The 21,773-nt window shown below is 56.9% G+C and carries 17 protein-coding genes; 9 read left to right on the top strand and 8 right to left on the bottom strand.

The genetic code is table 11. From position 1 onward, the window contains the following. Positions 1 to 52 precede the first annotated feature (52 nt). Genes HBM95_00930 through HBM95_00920 form a run of 3 tightly spaced genes read left to right on the top strand, consistent with a single transcriptional unit; the run spans position 53 to position 3,965 of the window. On the top strand, positions 53 to 1,594 hold the full coding sequence (locus HBM95_00930) for a xylose ABC transporter ATP-binding protein (protein NIH41518.1): 1,542 nt from the start codon (positions 53 to 55) through the stop codon (positions 1,592 to 1,594). Further along, complete coding sequence (locus tag HBM95_00925; protein ID NIH41517.1) at positions 1,572 to 2,753, top strand: sugar ABC transporter permease; 1,182 nt, start codon at positions 1,572 to 1,574, stop codon at positions 2,751 to 2,753. The genes HBM95_00930 and HBM95_00925 overlap by 23 nt, the downstream gene beginning before the upstream one ends. 33 nt (positions 2,754 to 2,786) lie before the next feature. Next, a complete protein-coding gene (locus tag HBM95_00920) occupies positions 2,787 to 3,965 on the top strand; it encodes a XylR family transcriptional regulator (GenBank protein NIH41516.1) in 1,179 nt (392 codons plus the stop codon). A 39-nt stretch (positions 3,966 to 4,004) separates the two neighbouring features. Here HBM95_00920 and HBM95_00915 read toward each other — a convergent pair whose 3' ends face one another. Beyond that, positions 4,005 to 4,829 carry a protein bax gene (locus HBM95_00915; protein ID NIH41515.1) on the bottom strand — a complete coding sequence of 275 codons (825 nt, stop codon included), beginning with the start codon at positions 4,827 to 4,829 and terminating at the stop codon, positions 4,005 to 4,007. A gap of 314 nt (positions 4,830 to 5,143) precedes the next feature. On the opposite strand from HBM95_00915, the gene HBM95_00910 reads away from it, so the two are divergent. Together HBM95_00910 and avtA are read left to right on the top strand one after the other, a co-directional pair. Further along, positions 5,144 to 7,174, top strand: a complete 2,031-nt coding sequence (locus HBM95_00910; GenBank protein ID NIH41514.1) for an alpha-amylase — start codon at positions 5,144 to 5,146, stop codon at positions 7,172 to 7,174. Between the two features lie 241 nt (positions 7,175 to 7,415). Beyond that, complete coding sequence (gene avtA / locus HBM95_00905; protein ID NIH41513.1) at positions 7,416 to 8,672, top strand: valine--pyruvate transaminase; 1,257 nt, start codon at positions 7,416 to 7,418, stop codon at positions 8,670 to 8,672. A 57-nt stretch (positions 8,673 to 8,729) separates the two neighbouring features. Here avtA and HBM95_00900 read toward each other — a convergent pair whose 3' ends face one another. Further along, entirely contained in the window at positions 8,730 to 9,548 is an 819-nt protein-coding gene (locus tag HBM95_00900) for a helix-turn-helix domain-containing protein (GenBank protein ID NIH41512.1), read from the bottom strand. Positions 9,549 to 9,769: 221 nt separating this feature from the next. On the opposite strand from HBM95_00900, the gene HBM95_00895 reads away from it, so the two are divergent. Together HBM95_00895 and HBM95_00890 are read left to right on the top strand one after the other, a co-directional pair. Further along, entirely contained in the window at positions 9,770 to 11,170 is a 1,401-nt protein-coding gene (locus tag HBM95_00895) for an MFS transporter (protein NIH41511.1), read from the top strand. Positions 11,171 to 11,180: 10 nt separating this feature from the next. Beyond that, positions 11,181 to 13,130 (top strand): glycoside hydrolase family 127 protein, encoded by a 1,950-nt coding sequence (locus HBM95_00890; protein NIH41510.1) that lies wholly within the window; start codon positions 11,181 to 11,183, stop codon positions 13,128 to 13,130. 29 nt (positions 13,131 to 13,159) lie between these two features. Here HBM95_00890 and HBM95_00885 read toward each other — a convergent pair whose 3' ends face one another. The 3 genes from HBM95_00885 to HBM95_00875 form a co-directional block, all read right to left on the bottom strand. Continuing rightward, positions 13,160 to 13,564 carry a type II toxin-antitoxin system HicB family antitoxin gene (locus tag HBM95_00885; protein ID NIH41509.1) on the bottom strand — a complete coding sequence of 135 codons (405 nt, stop codon included), beginning with the start codon at positions 13,562 to 13,564 and terminating at the stop codon, positions 13,160 to 13,162. Positions 13,565 to 13,578: 14 nt separating this feature from the next. Further along, positions 13,579 to 13,764 carry an addiction module toxin, HicA family gene (locus HBM95_00880; GenBank protein ID NIH41508.1) on the bottom strand — a complete coding sequence of 62 codons (186 nt, stop codon included), beginning with the start codon at positions 13,762 to 13,764 and terminating at the stop codon, positions 13,579 to 13,581. 209 nt (positions 13,765 to 13,973) lie between these two features. Further along, complete coding sequence (locus tag HBM95_00875) at positions 13,974 to 14,714, bottom strand: MipA/OmpV family protein (protein NIH41507.1); 741 nt, start codon at positions 14,712 to 14,714, stop codon at positions 13,974 to 13,976. Between the two features lie 117 nt (positions 14,715 to 14,831). Here HBM95_00875 and HBM95_00870 point away from each other — a divergent pair, with 117 nt between their 5' ends. Further along, positions 14,832 to 15,797 carry a LysR family transcriptional regulator gene (locus HBM95_00870; protein NIH41506.1) on the top strand — a complete coding sequence of 322 codons (966 nt, stop codon included), beginning with the start codon at positions 14,832 to 14,834 and terminating at the stop codon, positions 15,795 to 15,797. Here the strand turns inward: HBM95_00870 and aldB are convergent. Further along, positions 15,794 to 17,332 (bottom strand): aldehyde dehydrogenase AldB, encoded by a 1,539-nt coding sequence (gene aldB, locus HBM95_00865; GenBank protein NIH41505.1) that lies wholly within the window; start codon positions 17,330 to 17,332, stop codon positions 15,794 to 15,796. The two genes, HBM95_00870 and aldB, sit on opposite strands and share 4 nt — an antisense overlap. Before the next feature lie 165 nt (positions 17,333 to 17,497). Here aldB and HBM95_00860 point away from each other — a divergent pair, with 165 nt between their 5' ends. Next, positions 17,498 to 18,382 (top strand): ROK family protein, encoded by an 885-nt coding sequence (locus HBM95_00860; GenBank protein NIH41504.1) that lies wholly within the window; start codon positions 17,498 to 17,500, stop codon positions 18,380 to 18,382. Positions 18,383 to 18,385: 3 nt separating this feature from the next. Here the strand turns inward: HBM95_00860 and selB are convergent, their stop codons facing one another. Together selB and selA are read right to left on the bottom strand one after the other, a co-directional pair. Further along, on the bottom strand, positions 18,386 to 20,224 hold the full coding sequence (gene selB, locus HBM95_00855) for a selenocysteine-specific translation elongation factor (GenBank protein ID NIH41503.1): 1,839 nt from the start codon (positions 20,222 to 20,224) through the stop codon (positions 18,386 to 18,388). Continuing rightward, positions 20,221 to 21,606: an L-seryl-tRNA(Sec) selenium transferase gene (gene selA, locus HBM95_00850; GenBank protein ID NIH41502.1), complete on the bottom strand. Its 1,386-nt coding sequence runs from the start codon at positions 21,604 to 21,606 to the stop codon at positions 20,221 to 20,223. The genes selB and selA overlap by 4 nt, the downstream gene beginning before the upstream one ends. Between the last annotated feature and the right edge of the window lie 167 nt (positions 21,607 to 21,773).

The raw sequence follows: 21,773 nt of genomic DNA, 5'->3' as shown, positions 1-21,773 counted from the left end.
GCAGGGGCGCATCACGTTGTACTGTTCTTCCCTCGGGTTATGTGGAGCAGTTATGCCTTATTTACTTGAAATGAAAAGCATCACCAAGCGCTTCGGCGCGGTGAAAGCCGTCGACAACGTCAGTCTCCGGTTGAACCCCGGCGAAGTGGTTTCGCTGTGTGGCGAGAACGGTTCGGGCAAATCAACGCTGATGAAAGTGCTGTGCGGGATCTACCCGCACGGCAGTTATGAAGGCGAAATCGTCTTTGCCGGTGAAGTCATCCAGGCGACACACATTCGCGACACCGAACGTAAAGGCATTGCCATCATTCACCAGGAGCTGGCGCTGGTGAAGCATCTCACCGTGCTGGAGAACATCTTCCTCGGAGCCGAGATTTCCCGCCACGGCGTGCTGGATTACGACACCATGACGCTCCGCTGTGAAAAGCTGCTGGCGCAGGTGAGCCTCAACATTTCGCCGGATACCCGCGTGGGCGATCTGGGTCTGGGGCAACAGCAGCTGGTCGAAATTGCGAAGGCGCTGAATAAACAGGTCAGGCTGCTGATCCTCGATGAGCCAACGGCCTCGCTCACCGAGCAGGAAACCGCGGTTCTGCTCAATATCATCCGCGATCTGCAAAACCACGGCATCGCCTGTATCTACATTTCGCATAAGCTGAACGAGGTCAAAGCCATTTCGGACACCATCTGCGTGATCCGCGACGGGCAACACATCGGCACGCGTGAAGCCGCAGGCATGAGCGAAGATGACATCATCACCATGATGGTGGGCCGCGAGCTAACGGCACTCTACCCGAATGAAACCCACACAACGGGCGATGAAGTGCTGCGCGTGGAGAACCTCACCGCCTGGCACCCCGTCAACCGCCACATCAAGCGGGTAAATAACGTTTCGTTTTCCCTTCACAGCGGCGAAATTCTTGGGATTGCGGGCCTCGTCGGTGCCGGGCGCACCGAAGCCGTGCAGTGCCTGTTTGGCGTGTGGCCAGGACGCTGGGAGGGCACAATTTATATCGACGGCCAGCCGGTGAAAATCGACAGCTGCCAGCAGGCGATTGCCCGCGGCATTGCCATGGTGCCGGAAGACCGCAAAAAAGACGGCATAGTACCGGTCATGGCGGTGGGTAAAAACATTACGCTTGCGGCACTCGATCGGTTCTCCGGCGCGCTGAGCAGCCTGGACGATGCTGCCGAGCAGCAGTGCATCCTCCAGTCGCTTGCCCGGCTGAAGGTCAAAACCTCTTCGCCGGAACTGGCAATCGGCCGCCTGAGCGGGGGTAACCAGCAGAAGGCGATTCTGGCGCGCTGCCTGCTCCTCAATCCACGCATATTAATCCTTGATGAACCGACGCGCGGGATCGATATCGGTGCCAAATACGAAATCTACAAACTGATTAATCAGCTTGTACAGCAAGGGATTGCCGTCATCGTCATTTCGTCTGAGTTACCCGAAGTGCTCGGCCTGAGCGACCGCGTGTTGGTCATGCACGAGGGAAAACTGAAAGCCAACCTGATTAACCAGAACCTGACGCAGGAGCAGGTGATGGAAGCCGCTTTAAGGAGCGAACGTCATGTCGAAAAGCAATCCGTCTGATATCAAAGTCGCTGTTCCGACGCCCGGCGCGTTCGCTGGGCTAAAAGCGCTGAACCTGCAGGTTTTCGTGATGATCGCGGCGATTATCGTCATCATGCTGTTCTTTACCTGGATGACGGATGGCTCGTACTTGAGCGCGCGAAACGTCTCCAACCTGCTCCGCCAGACCGCTATCACAGGCATCCTGGCCGTGGGCATGGTGTTCGTGATCATCTCTGCGGAAATCGACCTGTCTGTCGGGTCAATGATGGGTCTTCTCGGCGGCGTGGCGGCGATTTTTGACGTCTGGCTTGGCTGGCCGCTGCCGCTGACAGTGGCGGTGACGCTGGTGCTGGGGCTGGTTTTAGGCGCCTGGAACGGCTGGTGGGTTGCTTACCGTAAGGTGCCATCGTTCATTGTCACCCTGGCGGGGATGCTGGCCTTTCGCGGGATCTTGATCGGTATTACCAACGGTACCACCGTCTCCCCGACCAGCGCAGCCATGTCGCAGATTGGTCAGAGTTACCTCTCCGATAGCATCGGCTTTACGATCGGCGCGGTGGGGCTGCTGGCGTTTGTCGCGTGGCAGTGGCGTGGACGCATGCGCCGTCAGGCGCTGGGGCTTGCATCGCCAGCGTCAACGTCGGTGGTGGGACGTCAGGCGTTGACGGCGGTCATTGTGCTGGGTGCCATCTGGCTTCTTAACGACTATCGCGGCGTTCCGACGCCGGTGCTGCTGCTGGCGCTTTTGCTGCTGGGCGGCATGTTTATGGCGACGCGTACCGCGTTTGGCCGCCGTATTTATGCCATCGGCGGCAACCTTGAAGCTGCCCGCCTCTCGGGTATTAACGTCGAACGTACCAAGCTGGCTGTTTTCGCCATTAACGGCCTCATGGTCGCTATCGCCGGGTTGATCCTCAGCTCGCGTCTGGGGGCCGGTTCTCCCTCCGCCGGCAACATCGCCGAGCTGGATGCTATCGCCGCCTGCGTCATCGGTGGCACCAGCCTCGCAGGCGGTATCGGGAGCGTGGCGGGCGCGGTCATGGGGGCATTTATCATGGCGTCGTTGGATAACGGGATGAGTATGATGGACGTCCCGACGTTTTGGCAGTATATCGTCAAGGGGGCCATTCTTTTACTGGCAGTCTGGATGGATTCTGCCACCAAGCGACGGGCCTGATAACCGTATAGTGACTTAATTGGGAAGTGAGCCATGTTTGAAAAGCGTCACCGCATTACGTTGTTATTCAATGCCAACAAAGCCTACGACCGTCAGGTGGTGGAAGGTGTCGGTGAATATTTGCAGGCGTCGCAATCCGAGTGGGATATCTTTATTGAGGAAGACTTCCGCACCCGTCTGGAGAACATTAAAGACTGGCTGGGGGACGGCGTCATCGCCGACTATGACGACCCCGTCATCGAGCAGTTGCTGACCGACGTCGACGTCCCGATAGTGGGCGTCGGCGGCTCCTACCATTCACCCGAACACTATCCCCCGGTCCACTATATCGCCACCGATAACCATGCCCTGGTCGAGGCCGCCTTTCTCCATTTAAAAGAGAAGGGCGTCCATCGCTTCGCGTTTTATGGTTTACCCGCCACCAGCGGCAAGCGCTGGGCCGTTGAGCGCGAACATGCGTTTTGCCAGCTTGTCGCGCAGGAGAAGTACCGCGGCGTGGTCTATCAGGGGCTGGAAACCGCACCAGAGAACTGGCAGCACGCGCAAAACCGCCTCGCTGACTGGCTGCAAACGCTGCCACCACAAACCGGTATCATAGCCGTGACGGACGCGCGTGCGCGCCACGTGCTGCAGGTCTGCGAACACTTACACATTCCGGTGCCCGAAAAACTGTGCGTGATTGGCATTGATAACGAAGAACTGACCCGCTACCTGTCCCGCGTGGCGCTCTCCTCCGTTGCGCAGGGCACGCGTCAGATGGGCTATCAGGCGGCGAAGCTGCTGCATCGCCTGCTCGATAAAGAATCTCTGCCGCTTCAGCGCCTGCTGGTGCCGCCTGTCCGCGTTGTGGAACGTCGCTCAACCGATTATCGCTCCCTAAGCGACCCGGCCGTCATTCAGGCCATGCACTATATTCGCAACCACGCCTGCAAAGGGATTAAGGTCGATCAGGTGCTGGATTCGGTGGGCATTTCCCGCTCGAATCTGGAGAAGCGCTTCAAAGAAGAGGTGGGCGAGACTATTCATGCCGTCATCCATGCGGAGAAGCTGGAGAAGGCCCGCAGCCTGCTCATCTCCACGTCACTGTCGATCAACGAAATCTCGCAGATGTGCGGATACCCGTCGCTGCAGTATTTCTATTCAGTGTTTCGCAAAGAGTATGACACCACCCCAAAAGAGTATCGGGATCGCCACAGCGAGGTGCTGATATAGAAAAGAAAACGCCTTCCAGGTGGAAGGCGTTTTTTGACATTACATATGGGCGGCGATTAAGCGCTGGTTATCCTGGTACATAGCGAACAGATAGTTGTTATAGCTATTTCCCTTCGTCGAATAACCTTTCAGCTTGTGAATCATCGCACTGGCCGTCACTTCCTGATCCGCTTTACGCAACTGAGCGCGTGATTTACGGAACGATGAGTAGGCCGGGTGCGTATTAAGATTCACCGCGTAAGCATTCACGGAATCTTTTACTGATTCGAACTGAGAATAGCCCTTAACCTTACCGGGTGCATTATTACAACGGCCTTTCGCACACTTCATGCCGAACAGGTTATTGTTATTACGCGCCAGCTTAGAGGTCCCCCAGCCGCTTTCGGCTGCCGCCATGGTCGCAACCATGCTGCCTGGGATAATGTCCACACGCTCAAGGAGAGCATTCCACGGTACGCGACGCGTGTTACCGTTCCAGCTCAGCTTGTAGCGCTTCGTGATGTCTTTCAGACGCGCGCGTTCAGACGGCGACCAGCGGCTATCGTACTGTTTTGAAATCAGCCAGTTACGATCTGCCGTAATCGCGGCATTTTGACTTGTTATGTAAGGCATTACCGTCCGGAGAAACGCTTTTTTTCTTGGTGTTCCGGAAGGGTATTTTCGCAAATCAGGAAGTGAACTACTCTTTGCACTATTGCGAGAATACTCTTGTTTACTGCTAACCTTACTACTTGTCGTCTTTATTACGTGGGCTTTCTTACTCGTTGTATCCGTGTGCGTCTTCGCAAGCACCCCACCCGAAAATGTCGTGGTGAGTAACATGAGTATCGCGGCCCCATATCGTCGAATGGGAGTCGATATCATTAGGTCTCCTGGTCGGATGTAATCATCCCAACACCTTATTTTTTTCACAAATTTGAGAGCGGAATCTCAAATCATATCAAAAATAGACTTCAAGAGCACGTATAGAAATAGTCCAATTCCGAAACTATGTCACCTGAAAATTGCTCACAAAAACATCATTCCTGAAAAAATGTGTGCGATATCGCAGATAACTGCCTCATTTTGCGCGGGATCACTCATCCTCACACGTCCTCCCGGGAGAAAGCGATGGGGGATGAGTTTTTCACCGCATCATGATGGCACACTGGTCAAAAATGCCGCGACAGGAAAATGGAATGAAACGCACCGCATTAGCTCTTCTGCTGTTACCCGCTCTGGCACATGCCGACTGGTCATCGCCGGGGTTTAACGCATTTCGCGCCGAAGGCACCGGCATTTTCACCAGCCAGACAAAGCTTGCGAAGGGTACGCGCCCTCTGACGCTGAGTTTTGACAAGACGTGCTGGCAGCCTGCGGAGGCGATAAAACTCAATGAGATGCTGTCGCTTAAGCCCTGTGACGGCACGCCGCCGCAGTGGCGCCTTTTCCGCGACGGTGACTACCAGATGCGGATTGATACCCGCTCCGGCACGCCCACCCTGCTGCTGACAATTCAGAGTGCCGCAGAACAGTCGGTTGCAAACGTTATCCGCCAGTGCCCGAAGTGGGACGGTAAACCGCTGACGCTGGACGTCAGCCATACCTTCCCGGAAGGCACCGTGGTGCGTGATTTTTACAGCAAACAGACCGCGACGGTGCAGAACGGAAACATTACCCTACAGCCCGCCGCCAGCAGTGGTGGCCTGCTGCTGCTTGAGCGCGCCGAAACCGACAAGCCAGCGCCGTTTAGCTGGCAGAACGCCACCGTCTATTTTGTGCTTACCGACCGCTTTGTGAATGGCGACCCGAGCAACGACAACAGCTATGACCGCCACAAAGACGGCATGCAGGAGATTGGTACCTTCCACGGTGGCGATCTCAAAGGGCTCGCCAGCAGGCTCGACTATTTACAGCAGTTGGGGGTGAATGCGCTCTGGATAAGCTCCCCGCTTGAGCAGATCCACGGCTGGGTAGGCGGTGGCACCAAAGGGGATTTCCCACACTACGCCTATCACGGCTACTACACCCAGGACTGGACGAAGCTTGATGCCAACATGGGCACCGAGGATGACCTGCGCCATCTTGTCGATGAAGCGCACAGGCGCGGCATTCGCATCCTGTTCGATATCGTCATGAACCACGCGGGCTACGCGACGCTTGCGGACATGCAGGCGTACCAGTTTGGCGCGTTGTATCTGCAGGGCGATGAGCTGAAAAAGACGCTGGGGGACCGCTGGACTGACTGGAAGCCTGGCGCGGGCCAAAGCTGGCATAGCTTCAACGACTACATCAACTTCAGCGACAAAGCCGCATGGGAAAAATGGTGGGGCAAGAAATGGATCCGCACCGACATTGGCGATTACGACAACCCCGGCTTCGACGATTTAACCATGTCGCTGGCATTTCTCCCGGACCTGAAAACGGAATCCACCGCCCCTTCAGGCCTGCCCAACTTCTATCAATACAAGCCCGATACCCACGCGAAAGCCATCCCGGGGTATACCCCACGCGACTATCTCATCCACTGGCTCAGCCAGTGGGTGCGCGACTACGGCATTGACGGTTTCCGGGTGGATACCGCGAAGCACGTCGAGCTTGATGCCTGGCAACAGTTGAAAGACCAGGCAAGCCAGGCGCTGGCCGCCTGGAAAGGGGCTAACCCGGACAAAAAGCTCGATAACGCACCGTTCTGGATGACCGGAGAATCCTGGGGCCACGGGGTGATGCAAAGCGATTATTACCGCCACGGTTTTGATGCGATGATTAATTTTGATTATCAGGAGCAGGCGGCAAAAGCGGTGGATTGCCTGGCCGATATGGACCTTACCTGGCAGCAGATGGCGGAGAAGCTGCAAAGCTTCAACGTGCTGAGCTACCTCTCATCACATGATACGCGTCTGTTCCGCGAAGGGGGCCAGCGCGCTGCGGAGCTGCTCCTGTTAGCGCCGGGCAGCGTGCAAATCTATTACGGGGATGAATCCGAGCGTCCGTTCGGGCCGACAGGCTCCGACCCACTACAGGGTACCCGGTCAGATATGAACTGGCAGGACGTCACGGGCAAGCAGGCCTTAACCGTTGCCCACTGGCAAACGCTGGGCCAGTTCCGCGCCCGCCATCCGGCAATTGGCGAAGGCAAGCAAACCACGCTGCCGCTGAAAGAAGGGTATGGCTTCGTGCGCGAGCACAAGGGCGATAAGGTGATGGTGGTATGGGCGGGTAATCAGTAGATCATACCCCTCACCCTAACCCTCTCCCCAGAGGGGAGAGGGGATTGCACGGTGCAGTCTTTCACCCTCTCCCCTTTGGGGAGAGGGCCGGGGTGAGGGGAATTCAACCAGAACTATTCACTACACAAATCCAAACCTACCATATAAAACGACAAATCCGACCACATCCCCCGATTTGCACCAGCACGGTGCTAGCGTTATGGTTACCCACTTTCAAAATAAGCTCGATAGAACACCTGCTATGACGTTTTCACTTTTCGGCGACAAATTCACCCGCCATTCAGGCATTACTCGCCTGATGGAGGACCTCAACGACGGGCTGCGCACTCCGGGCGCCATCATGCTCGGCGGCGGAAACCCGGCGCAAATTCCGGAGATGACGACCTATTTCCAGACACTGCTCGCACAGATGCTGGAAAACGGTAAAGCGACCGATGCGCTATGCAATTATGACGGTCCGCAGGGTAAAACCGAGCTGCTGACTCTCCTTGCCAAAATGCTGCGTGAAGAGCTGGGCTGGGATATCGAACCACAGAATATTGCACTGACAAACGGCAGCCAGAGCGCGTTTTTCTACTTGTTTAACCTGTTCGCAGGACGTCGCGCCGACGGCACGACCAAAAAAGTGCTCTTCCCGCTGGCACCGGAGTACATCGGCTACGCTGATTCCGGCCTGGAAGAGGATCTGTTCGTCTCCGCGCGTCCGAACATCGAGCTGCTGCCGGAAGGCCAGTTCAAATATCACGTCGATTTTGAACACCTGCATATTGGTGAAGAGACGGGGATGATCTGCGTATCGCGCCCGACTAACCCAACGGGCAACGTCATCACCGACGACGAACTGATGAAGCTGGATGCGCTCGCGAATCAGCACGGTATTCCGCTGGTGATCGATAACGCCTACGGCGTGCCGTTCCCGGGAATTATCTTCAGCGAAGCGCGTCCGCTGTGGAACCCGAACATTGTCCTGTGCATGAGCCTCTCCAAGCTGGGCCTGCCGGGCAGCCGCTGCGGCATCATCATCGCTAACGAGAAAATCATCACCGCTATTACCAATATGAACGGCATTATCAGCCTTTCACCGGGCGGCATTGGCCCGGCGATGATGTGCGAAATGATTAAGCGCAACGACCTGCTGCGTCTGTCTAATGAAGTGATCAAGCCGTTCTATTTCCAACGCGTTCAGGAGACAATCGCGACGCTTCGCCGCTATTTACCGGAAGAACGCTGCCTGATCCATAAACCTGAAGGGGCGATTTTCCTTTGGCTGTGGTTTAAGGATTTGCCGATTACCACCGAGCTGCTCTACCAGCGCCTGAAAAAGCGCGGCGTGCTGATGGTGCCGGGCGATTACTTCTTCCCGGGTCTGGATAAGCCGTGGCCGCACACTCACCAGTGCATGCGCATGAACTACGTGCCCGATCCGGAAAAAATTGAAGCAGGCGTCAAAATTCTCGCCGAAGAAATCGAAAAAGCCTGGCACGAAGCCGGTCAGTAACGCGTTACGCCAGATTATGCCGCCGGGTCGGGCTTAATCTGGCGACCCCGGCACGGGTCAACCGGAGTTAATATGCTCCTTACAGTACCGCCGTTTCCAGACGGCGGGGGTTAACCCGGTATGCTTAGAAAATATCTGCCGGAAATACCCCACGTCATTAAAGCCGCAGCGCGTTGCGACCTCGGTTAACGATGCAGAATCGTTGAGCAGCAGTTTTTCCGCCGCCCTGACGCGCTGGCGATGTATCGCCTCCGTCAGGGTTAAATGGAAAGTCCGGCGAAATACACGCCCGAGATAATCTGCATTACAGTGCAACGCTTTTGCCAGCTGCGATGTGGATATTGGTAAATGAAACTGCGTGCGAATAAGCTGTTTTGCCTTCCAGGCCATCGCCGCGCCGGCCTGATCCGCGTTATCTTCATATCCTGACGAACGGGACACCTGCTGTAAAATCAATAATAAAATCATCTCCAGCGCCATACTTCGCTGTAATTTCTCCTGCTCGCTGAGGAATTGCCGAAATAGCGCAATCACATATTCCGCATCCCTTACGCGGCAGTGTTGTTCTATTGCCAGAGGAGCGGCGTTGGGTAACGATGAATCTGGCAGCTCCACCTCAAAATGGAGCCAGTAAAAGCGCAGGTCCGCCGGAAAATCTTCCACCCCTACGTGCCGACGGCCCGGCCAGAGCAGCAAACTCTCTCCTGCATTAACGTCAAAAATATGATTTTCTTCCTGGATCGTTAATATCCCTTTTTCGACAAAAATAATCTCCCATGACGTTAATTTTCGCGCAGGATGGCGGCCCACTCCGCGGGAAATAAACAACCCGCCGTTCTGGACCTTAACCGGAAGCGCTATGGATAATTCGAGCATCGATATTCACCATTCCGCTTTTATTACCGTTAATTTTCGACTTAGTCGTTGATTATTAATCAATATTCGAACAACTGTCCGATCGGAATCACATTTTCATCATCAGGTCGGAATCGTCACCTTTTTATACTTTTCCCTTCCCTTGTTGGTCTGGCCGTTGAATGCAGAATAAATGGGGTACCTACAAATACGATAAAAAATCGTTTATCGAGGAGTTACCCATGACTTCCACCCCGATTACAGACGCAGACGTTGCAAACCAGAAAGTCGATGACCTGCTGTCCGTCCGCGAGAAAATTGGCTACGGCCTGGGCGATGCGGGCGGCACGGTGATTACCTGCCTGATCATGAACTTTCTGACCTTTTTCTATACCGATGTATTTGGCCTCACCCCTGCGCTGGTGGGCACGCTGTTTATTGCCCTTCGCGTGTTTGACGCCATTTCCGATCCGGTGATGGGCGTCATTGCTGACCGCACACAGAGCCGCTGGGGACGCTTTCGCCCCTGGCAGCTGTGGGTCGCGCTCCCCATCGGGATCGTTGGCGTACTGACCTTCACCGTCCCGGACGCCAGTATGAGCGTGAAAATCGCCTGGGCGTTCGGCACCTATTTGCTGCTGTCCGTGGGCTATACCGCCATCAACGTGCCCTACTGCGCGCTGATTAACACCATGACCACCCGCCACAACGAGGTGATCGCCTGCCAGTCATGGCGCTTTGTGCTGTGCGGCGTGGCGGGCTTTTTGGTCTCCGTTGGCCTGCCGTGGCTGGTCGCGGAGCTGGGCCAGGGCAATGCTGCCCGGGGTTATCAGCTGGGCGTTGGCGTGCTGTGCGCCATCGCCGTGGTGATGTTCCTGTGCTGCTTCTTCTGGGTGCGCGAACGCGTCCCGCTGGCGCTGATGGGCAAATTCACCCTGCGCGAGCACCTGGCGGGCCTGCGTAAAAACGATCAGCTGCTGCTGATGCTGGTGATGTCGTTCCTGCTGATCAACGTCTTCAATATTCGCGGCGGCGGTTATATGTACTTCATCACCTACGTGCTGCAAGGCAGCACGGCATACACCTCGCTGTTTTTCACGATGGTGACCTTCGCCGCCATTCTGGGCGCGGTGATCGTCAGCCCGCTGTCGCGCCGCATTGATACCGTCAAACTCTACTACCACACCAACCTGGTGCTCGCGGCGCTTGCGGTGGGTATGTGGTTCCTGCCGGGTGACCCGGCGCACCAGACGCTATGGCTGATCGTCATTTTAAGCAACGGCGTGATCCTGGGCTTCACTCTGCCGCTGCACTTCTCGCTCATGGCCTTTGCCGACGACTACGGTGAATGGAAAACCGGCGTGCGCTCCTCGGGCATGAACTTCGCCTTCAACCTGTTTTTCATCAAGCTCGCATGGGCGTCCAGCGCCGGGATCATCAGCCTGGTGTTTATCGCCGTGGCCTATCAGCCAGGCGCGGGCAACCAGACGCCAGCCTCATTGCAGGGGATCACCGCCATGGAGACGCTGCTGCCTGCCCTTTTCCACCTGCTGCTGGCGGTCGCTATCCGCTGGTGCAGGCTTAACAACCCTGTGATGTCGCGCATTGCCACCGATCTGCGCCAGCGTCACGTACCGTCCTGAGGAGAACGCTATGTCCATAATGGAACCCGATCTGCACCAGCTGAAAATCAACGACCCGTTTCTCGGGCAGTATCAACGGCTGGTCCGGGACGTGGTCATCCCCTACCAGTGGGATGCGCTGAACGACCGCGTGGCGGAGGCCGAACCCAGCCACGCCATCGCCAACTTCCGCATCGCGGCCGGTCTGGAACAGGGTGAGTTCTACGGGATGGTGTTTCAGGACAGCGACGTGGCGAAATGGCTCGAAGCCGTGGCGTGGTCGCTGTGCCAGAAACCGGATGCAGAACTGGAAAAAACCGCCGACGAGGTGATTTCGCTGGTCGCGGCGGCGCAGTGTGAAGATGGCTACCTCAATACCTACTTTACGGTAAAAGCCCCCGAGGAACGCTGGACGAATCTGGCCGAATGCCACGAGCTGTACTGCGCCGGGCATATGATTGAAGCGGGCGTGGCGTATTTCCAGGGAACCGGAAAACGTCGCCTGCTGGACGTGGTGTGCAGGCTGGCGGACCATATCGACAGCGTGTTTGGCCCGGGCGAAACACAGCTGCACGGTTACCCTGGCCATCCGGAAATCGAGCTGGCGCTGATGCGGCTGTACGATGTCACGCAGGAGCCGCGCTATCTCAATCTGGTGAAATACTTTATCGAAGAACGCGGCGCGCAGCCTCACTTCTACGATACCGAATACGAGAAGCGCGGCAAAACGTCTTACTGGAACACCTATGGCCCGGCGTGGATGGTCAAGGACAAAGCCTACAGCCAGGCGCATCAGCCGCTTGCCGAGCAGCAAACGGCCATCGGCCACGCGGTGCGTTTCGTCTACCTGATGGCGGGCATGGCGCACCTGGCGCGCCTGAGTCATGACGAGGGTAAACGGCAGGACTGTCTGCGGCTGTGGAACAACATGGCGCAGCGCCAGCTGTACATTACCGGCGGGATTGGCTCGCAGAGCAGCGGCGAGGCGTTCAGCAGCGATTACGATCTGCCCAACGATACGGTCTATGCCGAAAGCTGCGCCTCCATTGGCCTGATGATGTTTGCCCGCCGGATGCTGGAGATGGAGGCAGACGGCCACTACGCCGACGTGATGGAGCGCGCGCTGTACAATACGGTGCTGGGCGGGATGGCGCTGGACGGTAAGCATTTCTTTTACGTGAACCCGCTGGAGGTGCATCCGAAAACGCTGGCCTTTAACCATATCTATGACCACGTGAAGCCGGTGCGCCAGCGCTGGTTCGGCTGCGCCTGTTGCCCGCCGAACATTGCCCGCGTGCTGACCTCGCTGGGGCACTATATTTATACCGTTCGCCCGGATGCGCTGTTGATCAACCTGTACGTGGGGAACGACGTCGCCATTCCGGTGGGTGATAGCACCCTACAGCTGCGCATTAGCGGTAACTATCCGTGGCAGGAGCAGGTGAAGATCGAAATCACCTCGCCGGTTCCGGTCACCCATACGCTGGCACTCAGGCTACCGGACTGGTGTGCGGAACCTGCTGTTTCGCTGAATGGCGAAGCCATGACTGGCGAGATATCCCGTGGATACCTCTATCTCAGCCGCCGCTGGCAGGAAGGCGATACCCTGACCCTCACGCTACCGATGCCGGTCCGCCGCGTGTACGGTAACCCCCAGGTGCGCCAGCAGGCGGGTAAAGTCGCGCTCCAGCGCGGCCCGCTGGTTTACTGCCTGGAAGAAGCGGATAACGGCGCCAACCTGCATAACCTCTCCTTGCCACGAGAGAGCGAGTTCCGGGTGTTTGAAGGCAAAGGCATTTTCGCGCACAAGATGCTGATTCAGGCGGAGGGGATCGGATGCCACGCGAAGGAGACGGAGGCGCTGTGGCAGTACGACCGTTCGCCGGTACAGCGTCAGCCCCGGACGCTGACCTTTATTCCCTGGTTTAGCTGGGCTAACCGGGGAGAAGGGGAAATGCGGATATGGGTGGATGAAGGCTGAATAGCCTCACCCACGGGAGAGGTTGAACGCTATGGCAGCACGCGACGTGCTGCCTCAGCCAGAAACGCACTTCGATTGCTGAACTGCGGATGCTCGCTGACAAAGGAATCAATCTTCATCAGTAAACGACGAGGCATCGTGATGTTGATACGCTCGGCCCTACCGTCGAACTGTTTCATATTAATATCCACCAGCAGCCATTGCCCGCCAGTGAAGTTGTCAGGGTGACTTTCCAGGTGCGCTTCCACATTACCCGGGAGCGGCAATGCTTCATCCATTTCAAACAGCGCTTCGAAGTGCGCTGTGAGCGCCTCACGTGCATCCTGAAATGCGTCATCCAGGGAGTCACCTGCAAAAAAACAGCCTGGAACGTCAGGGAAAAAGCCGCTGGCACTGCCGTCGGTGTCAGAATGAATGTAAGCCGGATAAAACATAACTACTCCTGATATCAGTGTTTAATTCCCGCCTGCCGCCATATCTGCGCGAGCGTGCCCGGTTTAATATCCTTTTTAGGATGTGGGACGGTAACCAGTCCTTTCTGCACGGGATGGCGAAACTGATGATGGCTTCCTTTCGTTGTGACACATTTCCAGCCGTGGCCGATCAGAACAGTAATGACATCCGCACTTTTCACTTCCCAATCCTTCCATGATTATACACATGATACACACCATCACTACCGGGTTAAATCACATTAGCGCACAAGGAACATCAGTGCAGCGGTGTTTTGACGGAACGGGAAGAAGCATCGAGAAATGAAAAAGGAATACATTGTATTGCAGACAAAAATGCAGGCACGATCGTAGGCCGGGCAAGGCAACGCCGCCACCCGGCTTTACCGCATCAGAAACGCCAGGTCAGGCCGGTCATCAGCGCGAAGCTGTCGTCGCGGTCGATCATCGGGCTGTTCTTCACGTCGTCAGGCAACACGGTGTAGACCGCGCTGGCGTTGAGGTACAGCTTCTGGGTTAACTGATATTTAGCCGCCAGGCCAACGTAGGGCGTCCAGCTGTCACCGGCGGTGTATTGATCCAGACCTGAGCGGCGAGACTCGCTGCCGGATACGCCGTAGTAGTAGTCGTTATAGCTCTCGTCGCTATAGAAAATACCGACAGAGGGCGTAAGGGTCAGGCGTTCCATCCTGATTGGACGGAAGTAAGAGACCTCACCCACCACGCCACCGCTTTCATCCGTGGCATCACCCGAGACCGCCACTTTCAGCGACCCCCAGCTTTCATGGCGGTAGTACGCGCCGCCGAGGAAAGCTGACGCTTTACGCTCATCAAGCTGCTTCATCTGATGGTCGTCGTTGTCATCAGGATCGAAATGCAGCGGCATCCACGACGCGGTCAGGCTGAATTCATTTTTTGCGTCTTTCCACAGGATCCATCCTCCGGTGGTCTGACGAACGTAAAAACGATCGCCTTCGTAGCTAATTAACGGTACTGCGGTAGTATTTTCGTTATAGCCTTTGTAAGGAGACTCATTAAATACAGCCCCCGCTCCAAGTGAAAAATCTCCGGCCATTGCTGAAGATGCTGCAAATAACGTGGCAGCGATGAGTAAATTGTATTTAATAGTCATTACGTGTAATCCATTAAAATGCCAAACAAGCGGGGCGCATAATAATGGTTACAAATTTGCCAATGCAACGCTGCGGTTTATATAATATTATATATAAAATCATATAGATGGGTGCGCATGATGAGTAAATTACAGCTAAAGCCACGCGAATTAAAAATAATCTCCGTCATCGCAGCCACCCACAGCATTGGTGATGCCGCCGCCCTGCTGGGCATGGCGCAGGCCAACGTCAGTAAATATCTCTCTGATTTTGAAACGCGGGTTGGGCTTAAGGTTTTTGAGCGCACGACCCGTCAGCTCGCTCTGACACAGTTTGGTGAAGCGTTACTCCCGTATGTCGACGCCACACTGGACAAACACACTCAACTTGTTAATTTCATTGCCGATTATAAGCATGAAAAGCGTGGAAAAGTCACGATTTATGCCCCAACGGGCATCGTGACCTATCTCGCGCGCCAGGTGATCCACCAGATAAAGGACATCGGGGACATTCGCATCTCCCTGAAAACCTATAATCTGAACCGCAATGAATTTTCAGAAGGCGTTTCCTTTCCGGATGACTGCGATATTTTAATTACCTATGCTCAGCCGAAAGATGAAAACCTGGTCGCCAGCGTGTTAACAAAATATTCCGTCACGGCATTCGCAACCCAGGCATATTTAAATAACCACCCTTTATCCGGACCTGAAGATTTAATTAATCACTCGTGTATCCTGATTGACTCCATGCTCGTCGATGATGCCAATATCTGGCGTTTTCGCATGCATGGCAGCGATGATGTGCATGATTATCGGGTGACCGGAAATTATATTTGCGACAATACGCAGACGGCCCTGGAGCTGGCAAGAAATAATCTTGGCATTGTGTTCGCACCGAAAGAGAGCCTGAAAAGAGAATTAACGCAGGGCACGCTGGTTCCCTGCTTCCCGCACCAGGAAGAGTGGTGGCTCGATCTGACGGCCATCTTCCGCAAACGCGAATACCAGCCATGGCGTGTGCAATACGTTCTGGATGGCGTTCTGAACTGCCTGCGCCAGCAAATTGCTCAGGCCGCCCACGGACGGCCTGAGCTGGGCGATTAAAACAGCCCCAGCGGTTTATCGGAGTAGCTGACCAGCAGACATTTCGTTTGCTGATAATGCTCCAGCATCATCTTGTGGGTTTCACGCCCGATGCCCGACTGCTTGTAACCACCAAATGCCGCGTGCGCCGGATAGGCGTGGTAGCAGTTGGTCCAGACGCGCCCGGCCTGAATGCCCCTGCCCATTTTATAGGCCAGATTACCGTTGCGGCTCCAGACGCCCGCCCCCAGGCCATACGGCGTGTCGTTGGCAATTTCCAGCGCCTCCTCCATCGTTTTGAAGGTAGTCACGGCCAGAACCGGTCCGAAAATTTCCTCCTGGAAGACGCGCATGTTGTTCTGCCCGAACAGGATCGTCGGCTCAAGGTAATACCCTTCCTGCAGATCCCCGCCGAGCACCTTACGGCGACCGCCGGTCAGAATATCCGCCCCTTCTTTCTTACCGATATCAATGTAGTTAAGGATGGTTTCCAGCTGGCCATGCGAGACCTGTGCCCCCATCTGGGTGACGTTATCGAGCGGGTTACCGCTGCGGATTGACTCGACGCGGCGAATGGCCCGCTCCATAAAGCGCTCATAGATGGATTCCTGCACCAGCGCGCGGCTTGGGCAGGTGCAGACTTCGCCCTGGTTAAACGCAAACAGCGCAAACCCTTCCAGCGCCTTATCGAAGAAAGCGTCCTCTTCCTCCATCACGTCTGCGAAAAAGATGTTCGGGGATTTCCCGCCCAATTCCAGGGTCACCGGAATGATGTTCTGCGTGGCGTACTGCATAATCTGCTGGCCCACTTCCGTCGACCCGGTAAACGCCACTTTAGCGATCCGTTTTGAGGTGGCCAGATATTCTCCTATCTCACCGCCCGCGCCGTTCACCACGTTAATGACCCCCGGCGGCAGAAGATCGCCAACAATTTCCATCAGCAGCAGGACCGAGAGTGGGGTTAAACGCGCCGGTTTAAGCACAATGCAGTTCCCGGCGGCCAGCGCAGGGGCCATTTTCCAGCTCGCCATCAGCAGCGGGAAGTTCCACGGAATGATTTGCCCGACGACGCCCAGCGGCTCGTGGAAGTGGTACGCCACGGTATCGCTGTCAACTTCGCTGATCCCGCCCTCCTGCGCGCGAATACAGGAGGCAAAATAGCGGAAGTGGTCGATAGCCAGCGGCACGTCTGCCGCCATGGTTTCCCGGATCGGCTTGCCGTTATCCCAGGTTTCTGCCGTCGCCAGCAGCTCCAGGTTCTGCTCCATCCGGTCGGCGATTTTGAACAAAATGGCCGCGCGGTCCTGAACGGAGGTATGCCCCCATTTATCTTTCGCTTTGTGCGCGGCATCCAGCGCCAGGTCGATATCACGCTTGCCGGAGCTGGCTATCTCGCACAGCGGCTGGCCGGTAACGGGGGTCAGGTTGGAATAGTATTCGCCGTCGACGGGGGCCACCCAGTTGCCGCCAATAAAGTTGTCATAGCGGGGCTTCAGCTTGAGGGGAAAACCATATTCGCCGGGCTGGATACGCGAAGAGGGAGGATTATTTGTCATGACCGTCTCCTTGCTGTTGTTATACAACAAGGGTAGTCCCGGCTGGCGGTTTTCTCGCCAGTGGGTGACGGGTTTACGAGCCGTATCACGGATTACCGTACTTTACGTTTCGTTTCTGCTACTGAGCCATACTTATCAGCTCAAGCGCTCATGAGGAACGATGCGATGCAGCTATTTATCGGTTTTGACGTAGGCGGAACCCACATCAAGCACGGCGTGATTGATGAAAATGGCAGGGAGCTGGCGACGGACGAGTACGATACCCCTGAGGATAAAAACACCTTTAAAAAGAAGTGGAAAGCGGTGGTTGAAGCGTATCAGGACGAACACGACATCGCCGGTATCGGCGTGAGTTTTCCCGGCCATATTAACCACCACAGCGGCGAAGCGGCGAAAGCGGGCGCGCTCGACTATCTCGACGGCGAAAACCTGTGCGAACTCTTCGCCGGGCTGACCGACCTTCCCGTCACTGTAGAAAACGACGCCAACTGTGCGGCGCTGGGCGAGCGCTGGCAGGGCGCGGGTAGGGATTACGAGCATTTCGTCTGCATTACCATCGGCACAGGCATCGGTGGCGGGATTGTGATGGAAGGCGATCTCTATCGCGGGTCACATTACCGCGCCGGCGAATTTGGCGTGCTACCCGTCGGGGATCAGGGCGAACCGATGCACGAGGTTGCGTCTGCCAGCGGCCTGATGAAAGCCTGCCGCCGCGTGCTGGCCGTATCAGAAGAAGAGATGCCTGACGGCGAGGAGCTTTTTAAACGTATGGAGAGCGACGTGCATCTGCGCGAAGCTATTGAAGCCTGGGCACATTTTCTCTCACGCGGCGTTTACAGCGTGATCTCGATGTTCGATCCACAGGCAGTGCTGATTGGTGGCGGGGTAAGCGAGCAGGAGAAAATCTATCTCCTGCTCGATAAATATCTACAGCGATTCGAGGAGTGGGAGGCACTCAAGGTGCCCATTCTGCCCTGCGAGCTGGGTAACCAGGCGGGAAGACTGGGCGCGGTATGGCTGGCTAAGCAGAAACTCTCCCGCAGCACGTAGCGCTCAGGGGAACAGCTGCGCGTCGCGAAGCAGATGGTCATTACCCCGGCGACGCGTAAACCCGATACGGTTGAAATATTCCAGGATCTGAATCGCCAGCTTGCGGCCTACGTTCAGCCGATCGCGGAAATCGGCTGCGCAGGTGGAGCCGCGCGCCTGATCCAGTTCGCGGATCAGGTTGGCAAATGCCACAATGCGATCGTTACGGTAATAACGATCTTTCACGATCGCGACTATCAGCCCCTGCTGCGCCGCATGGCGCAATACCTGACGCATCGCCTGCTCGTCGGTGTTCGTCTCACGCGCCAGATCCCGAACCCACCACGGTTCATCCCCAAACATTAAGGCCACTTTTTGCCATATAGCCTCCTGCTCTGCGGTGAACCCGGCCTTGTGATCCGGCAGATGCAGCCAGCCGTGATGGCTTTTAATCACACCGCTTTCGCGCATGTTTTCAATCAGCAGCAGCACCAGCGCGTCATCTTCCATCGGCAGCGCCATGCGTCTCAGACGCTCACGACCAGGACCGGGCTCATCCTGATGCTGTTCATGGTACGTTGCGAGCGTGTTCAGTATCTTACGCTGCCAGTGTGCAGCCACCGGCGCATCGAGCAGGCTGTTGCCGGCCTGAATAAAGCCCGGCTGCCGGGTCAGCTGACGTAGTCCTTCGTCGCTCAGCTGACGTGCCCATGCAAAATCACTCAGGCTCACCGCCCCGCGCTCAAGATGCACCCGCAGCGCGGCGTTATCATCCGGAGCCTGGGCCAGCGCTGCAAGCCATTGCAGATATTCAGGCTTACGCTTGCCACGTCGAGGCGGGTTAAGCGTCACTACCCGCGCCCCGGCCAGCGTTTCCCGCGCGGAAATATCCCGCAGCACCAGACGGTCGTTGTCCGCCAGCCAGAGCGGCGAATCAAAAACCAGTTCGGCAAGATCGTTTTCCAGCAGGGACACGCGCCCGGTGATATGGCTGGCCGCGTGGTGAATATGCAGCGGCTGCCATTGGGTCAGGGGTACGTGCGTCTGCAGGGAGACAATCACACGCTCAGACGGCTCGGGCGGGGCGTCGGCCAGCAGCCAGTCGCCGCGGTTAAGCTGCTCTTTTTCTGCATCCCCGACAATGTTGAGCGCGATCCGCTGCCCGGCGTGGGCGTGCTCTGCGGGCTGGTTTTGCGCATGTAAGCCGCGCACGCGCATCGGTTTATTAACGCCCGTCAGCCACAGGCTATCTCCCACCTTCACTTCACCGCTCAGCGCCGTACCGGTGACCACCAGCCCCGCGCCTTTTACGGTAAACGCCCGGTCAATCGCCAGACGGAAACGGTGATGGCTGGCGTGGTCGCGCGACGATAATTGCTGCAAGTGGTGGCGAAGATCGTCGATACCGCGGCCTTCAGTCGCCACGGTGACAAAAAGCGGCGCCTCGGCAAAACCATATTCCCGTAAGGTCGCCCGCACCGCTTCACGCACCTCGCTGATGCGCGCCTCATCCACGCGATCGGCTTTAGTCAGCGCCACGGTCAGCTGCGGGTTGCCGGTCAGCTGGAGGATTGCCAGATGCTCACGGGTTTGCGCCATCACGCCGTCGTCGCAGGCCACCACAAGCAGCGCATGATCGATGCCCCCCACGCCCGCCAGCATGTTAGACAGAAACTTTTCATGCCCCGGAACATCAATAAAGCCCAGCACGCGGCCATCCGGCTGGGGCCAATAGGCATAGCCCAGATCGATGGTCATGCCGCGCTTTTTCTCTTCCGGCAGGCGATCGGCATTTATGCCGGTGATCGCCTGCAGCAACGTGGTTTTTCCATGGTCGACGTGACCGGCGGTGGCAATAATCATTTCAGCAACATCTCCAGAAATCGCTCTTCATCTTCAAGGCAGCGCAGATCCAGCCACATGCGGCCATCGTAAATCCGCCCGATGACCGGCGTCGGCAAGACGCGCCAGCGCAACGACAGCGCCTCAAGGCGGCTGCCGCGCCCGTCACGCGGGGTGAACGTGAGCGCTTCACTCGGCAGCCTGTCCACCGGCAGCGAACCGCTGCCTATCTGCGACTGGCAGGGCTCAATGCGGACGTCAAAATCGGGGTAGTGCGGGGCGACGCGCGGCAGCAGCAGTTCGGCCTGCGCGCGAATCGAGGCGGCATCCCGGCTTAACAGGCGCAGCGTGGGCAGACGGTCGGCCAGCTTCTCCGGGTGGAGATAGAGCCGCAGCGTCGCGTCCAGCGCGGCAAGGGTCATTTTATCGGCCCGCAGGGCGCGCTTGAGCGGGTGCTGCTGCAGTTGCGCAATCAGCTCGCGCTTGCCGACGATAATCCCGGCCTGCGGCCCGCCCAGCAGTTTGTCTCCGGAAAAGCTGACCAGGCTCACGCCTGCGGCAATCATCTCCTGCGGCATCGGCTCTTTTGGCAACCCGTACAGGCTGAGATCCACCAGCGAACCGCTGCCGAGGTCGGCAATCACCGGAATATTCAGTTCCTGCCCAATCGCCGCCAGCTCGGCCTCGTCAACGGTTTTGGTGAAGCCCTCAATATGATAATTGCTGGTGTGGACCTTCATCAGCAGGGCGGTGTTTTCATTCACCGCCGCGCGATAATCTTTCGCATGGGTACGGTTCGTGGTGCCCACCTCATGCAGCGTGCAGCCCGCCTGACGCATCACGTCCGGGATGCGAAACGCCCCGCCAATCTCCACCAGCTCGCCGCGGGACACCACCACCTCTCTGCCGCTCGCGGTCGCCGCCAGCATCAACAGCACCGCCGCCGCGTTGTTATTCACAATGCAGGCATCTTCCGCGCCGGTTAGCTGGCAGAGCAGATCTGCCAGCGCGCGATCGCGATGCCCGCGCCCCGCGCCGTCCAGATCGTACTCCAGCGTCACAGGCGAGCGCATGGCCTGCACGACCGCAGCCACCGCCTCTTCCGCCTGCTGCGCGCGCCCCAGGTTGGTGTGCAGCACGGTTCCCGTCAGGTTAATCACCGGGCGTAACGCGCTTTGCGCTTTCTCGTCCAGCCGGTGCTCAACTTCCTGCTCCCACGCTGTGCACCAGTCGGGCAAGGTGTTTTCGGCCTGGATATGGCCGCGGGCTTCATCCTGAAGCAGACGTAACATCTCCACCGTCGCGGTATGGCCGAAGCGCTCAACGGCAGCATGAATGCGGGGCTCGCGAAGAAGTCGGTCGGTCGCGGGGATCTGGCTGTACAGCGAATGATGAGTAGTCATGAAAGCGCCTGGCGAGTAAATATCTTCCCCCCTCCCGACGGGAGAGGGAGTTAACATGTGGAGGGATTGTACCGCCTCCGACGCCGAAGTGTTATATACCCTAAATAATTCAAGTTGCATGAAGGCGGCGACGCAGTGAATCCCCAGGAGCGTACATGAGTACGTGA

The sequence above is a fragment of the Enterobacter asburiae genome (assembly GCA_011754535.1).
In the GTDB taxonomy this organism is placed as follows: domain Bacteria; phylum Pseudomonadota; class Gammaproteobacteria; order Enterobacterales; family Enterobacteriaceae; genus Enterobacter; species Enterobacter cloacae_N.
This window is presented reverse-complemented; position numbering and strand designations above follow the sequence as displayed.

Excerpts from the sequence above, each read along its gene's own strand:
- HBM95_00930 (NIH41518.1), top strand. The coding sequence starts at position 53 with ATGCCTTATTTACTTGAAATGAAAAGCATCACCAAGCGCTTCGGCGCG.
- HBM95_00925 (NIH41517.1), top strand. The coding sequence starts at position 1,572 with ATGTCGAAAAGCAATCCGTCTGATATCAAAGTCGCTGTTCCGACGCCC.
- HBM95_00920 (NIH41516.1), top strand. The coding sequence starts at position 2,787 with ATGTTTGAAAAGCGTCACCGCATTACGTTGTTATTCAATGCCAACAAA.
- HBM95_00915 (NIH41515.1), bottom strand. The coding sequence starts at position 4,829 with ATGATATCGACTCCCATTCGACGATATGGGGCCGCGATACTCATGTTA.
- HBM95_00910 (NIH41514.1), top strand. The coding sequence starts at position 5,144 with ATGAAACGCACCGCATTAGCTCTTCTGCTGTTACCCGCTCTGGCACAT.
- avtA (NIH41513.1), top strand. The coding sequence starts at position 7,416 with ATGACGTTTTCACTTTTCGGCGACAAATTCACCCGCCATTCAGGCATT.
- HBM95_00900 (NIH41512.1), bottom strand. The coding sequence starts at position 9,548 with ATGCTCGAATTATCCATAGCGCTTCCGGTTAAGGTCCAGAACGGCGGG.
- HBM95_00895 (NIH41511.1), top strand. The coding sequence starts at position 9,770 with ATGACTTCCACCCCGATTACAGACGCAGACGTTGCAAACCAGAAAGTC.
- HBM95_00890 (NIH41510.1), top strand. The coding sequence starts at position 11,181 with ATGTCCATAATGGAACCCGATCTGCACCAGCTGAAAATCAACGACCCG.
- HBM95_00885 (NIH41509.1), bottom strand. The coding sequence starts at position 13,564 with ATGTTTTATCCGGCTTACATTCATTCTGACACCGACGGCAGTGCCAGC.
- HBM95_00875 (NIH41507.1), bottom strand. The coding sequence starts at position 14,714 with ATGACTATTAAATACAATTTACTCATCGCTGCCACGTTATTTGCAGCA.
- HBM95_00870 (NIH41506.1), top strand. The coding sequence starts at position 14,832 with ATGATGAGTAAATTACAGCTAAAGCCACGCGAATTAAAAATAATCTCC.
- aldB (NIH41505.1), bottom strand. The coding sequence starts at position 17,332 with ATGACAAATAATCCTCCCTCTTCGCGTATCCAGCCCGGCGAATATGGT.
- HBM95_00860 (NIH41504.1), top strand. The coding sequence starts at position 17,498 with ATGCAGCTATTTATCGGTTTTGACGTAGGCGGAACCCACATCAAGCAC.
- selB (NIH41503.1), bottom strand. The coding sequence starts at position 20,224 with ATGATTATTGCCACCGCCGGTCACGTCGACCATGGAAAAACCACGTTG.
- selA (NIH41502.1), bottom strand. The coding sequence starts at position 21,606 with ATGACTACTCATCATTCGCTGTACAGCCAGATCCCCGCGACCGACCGA.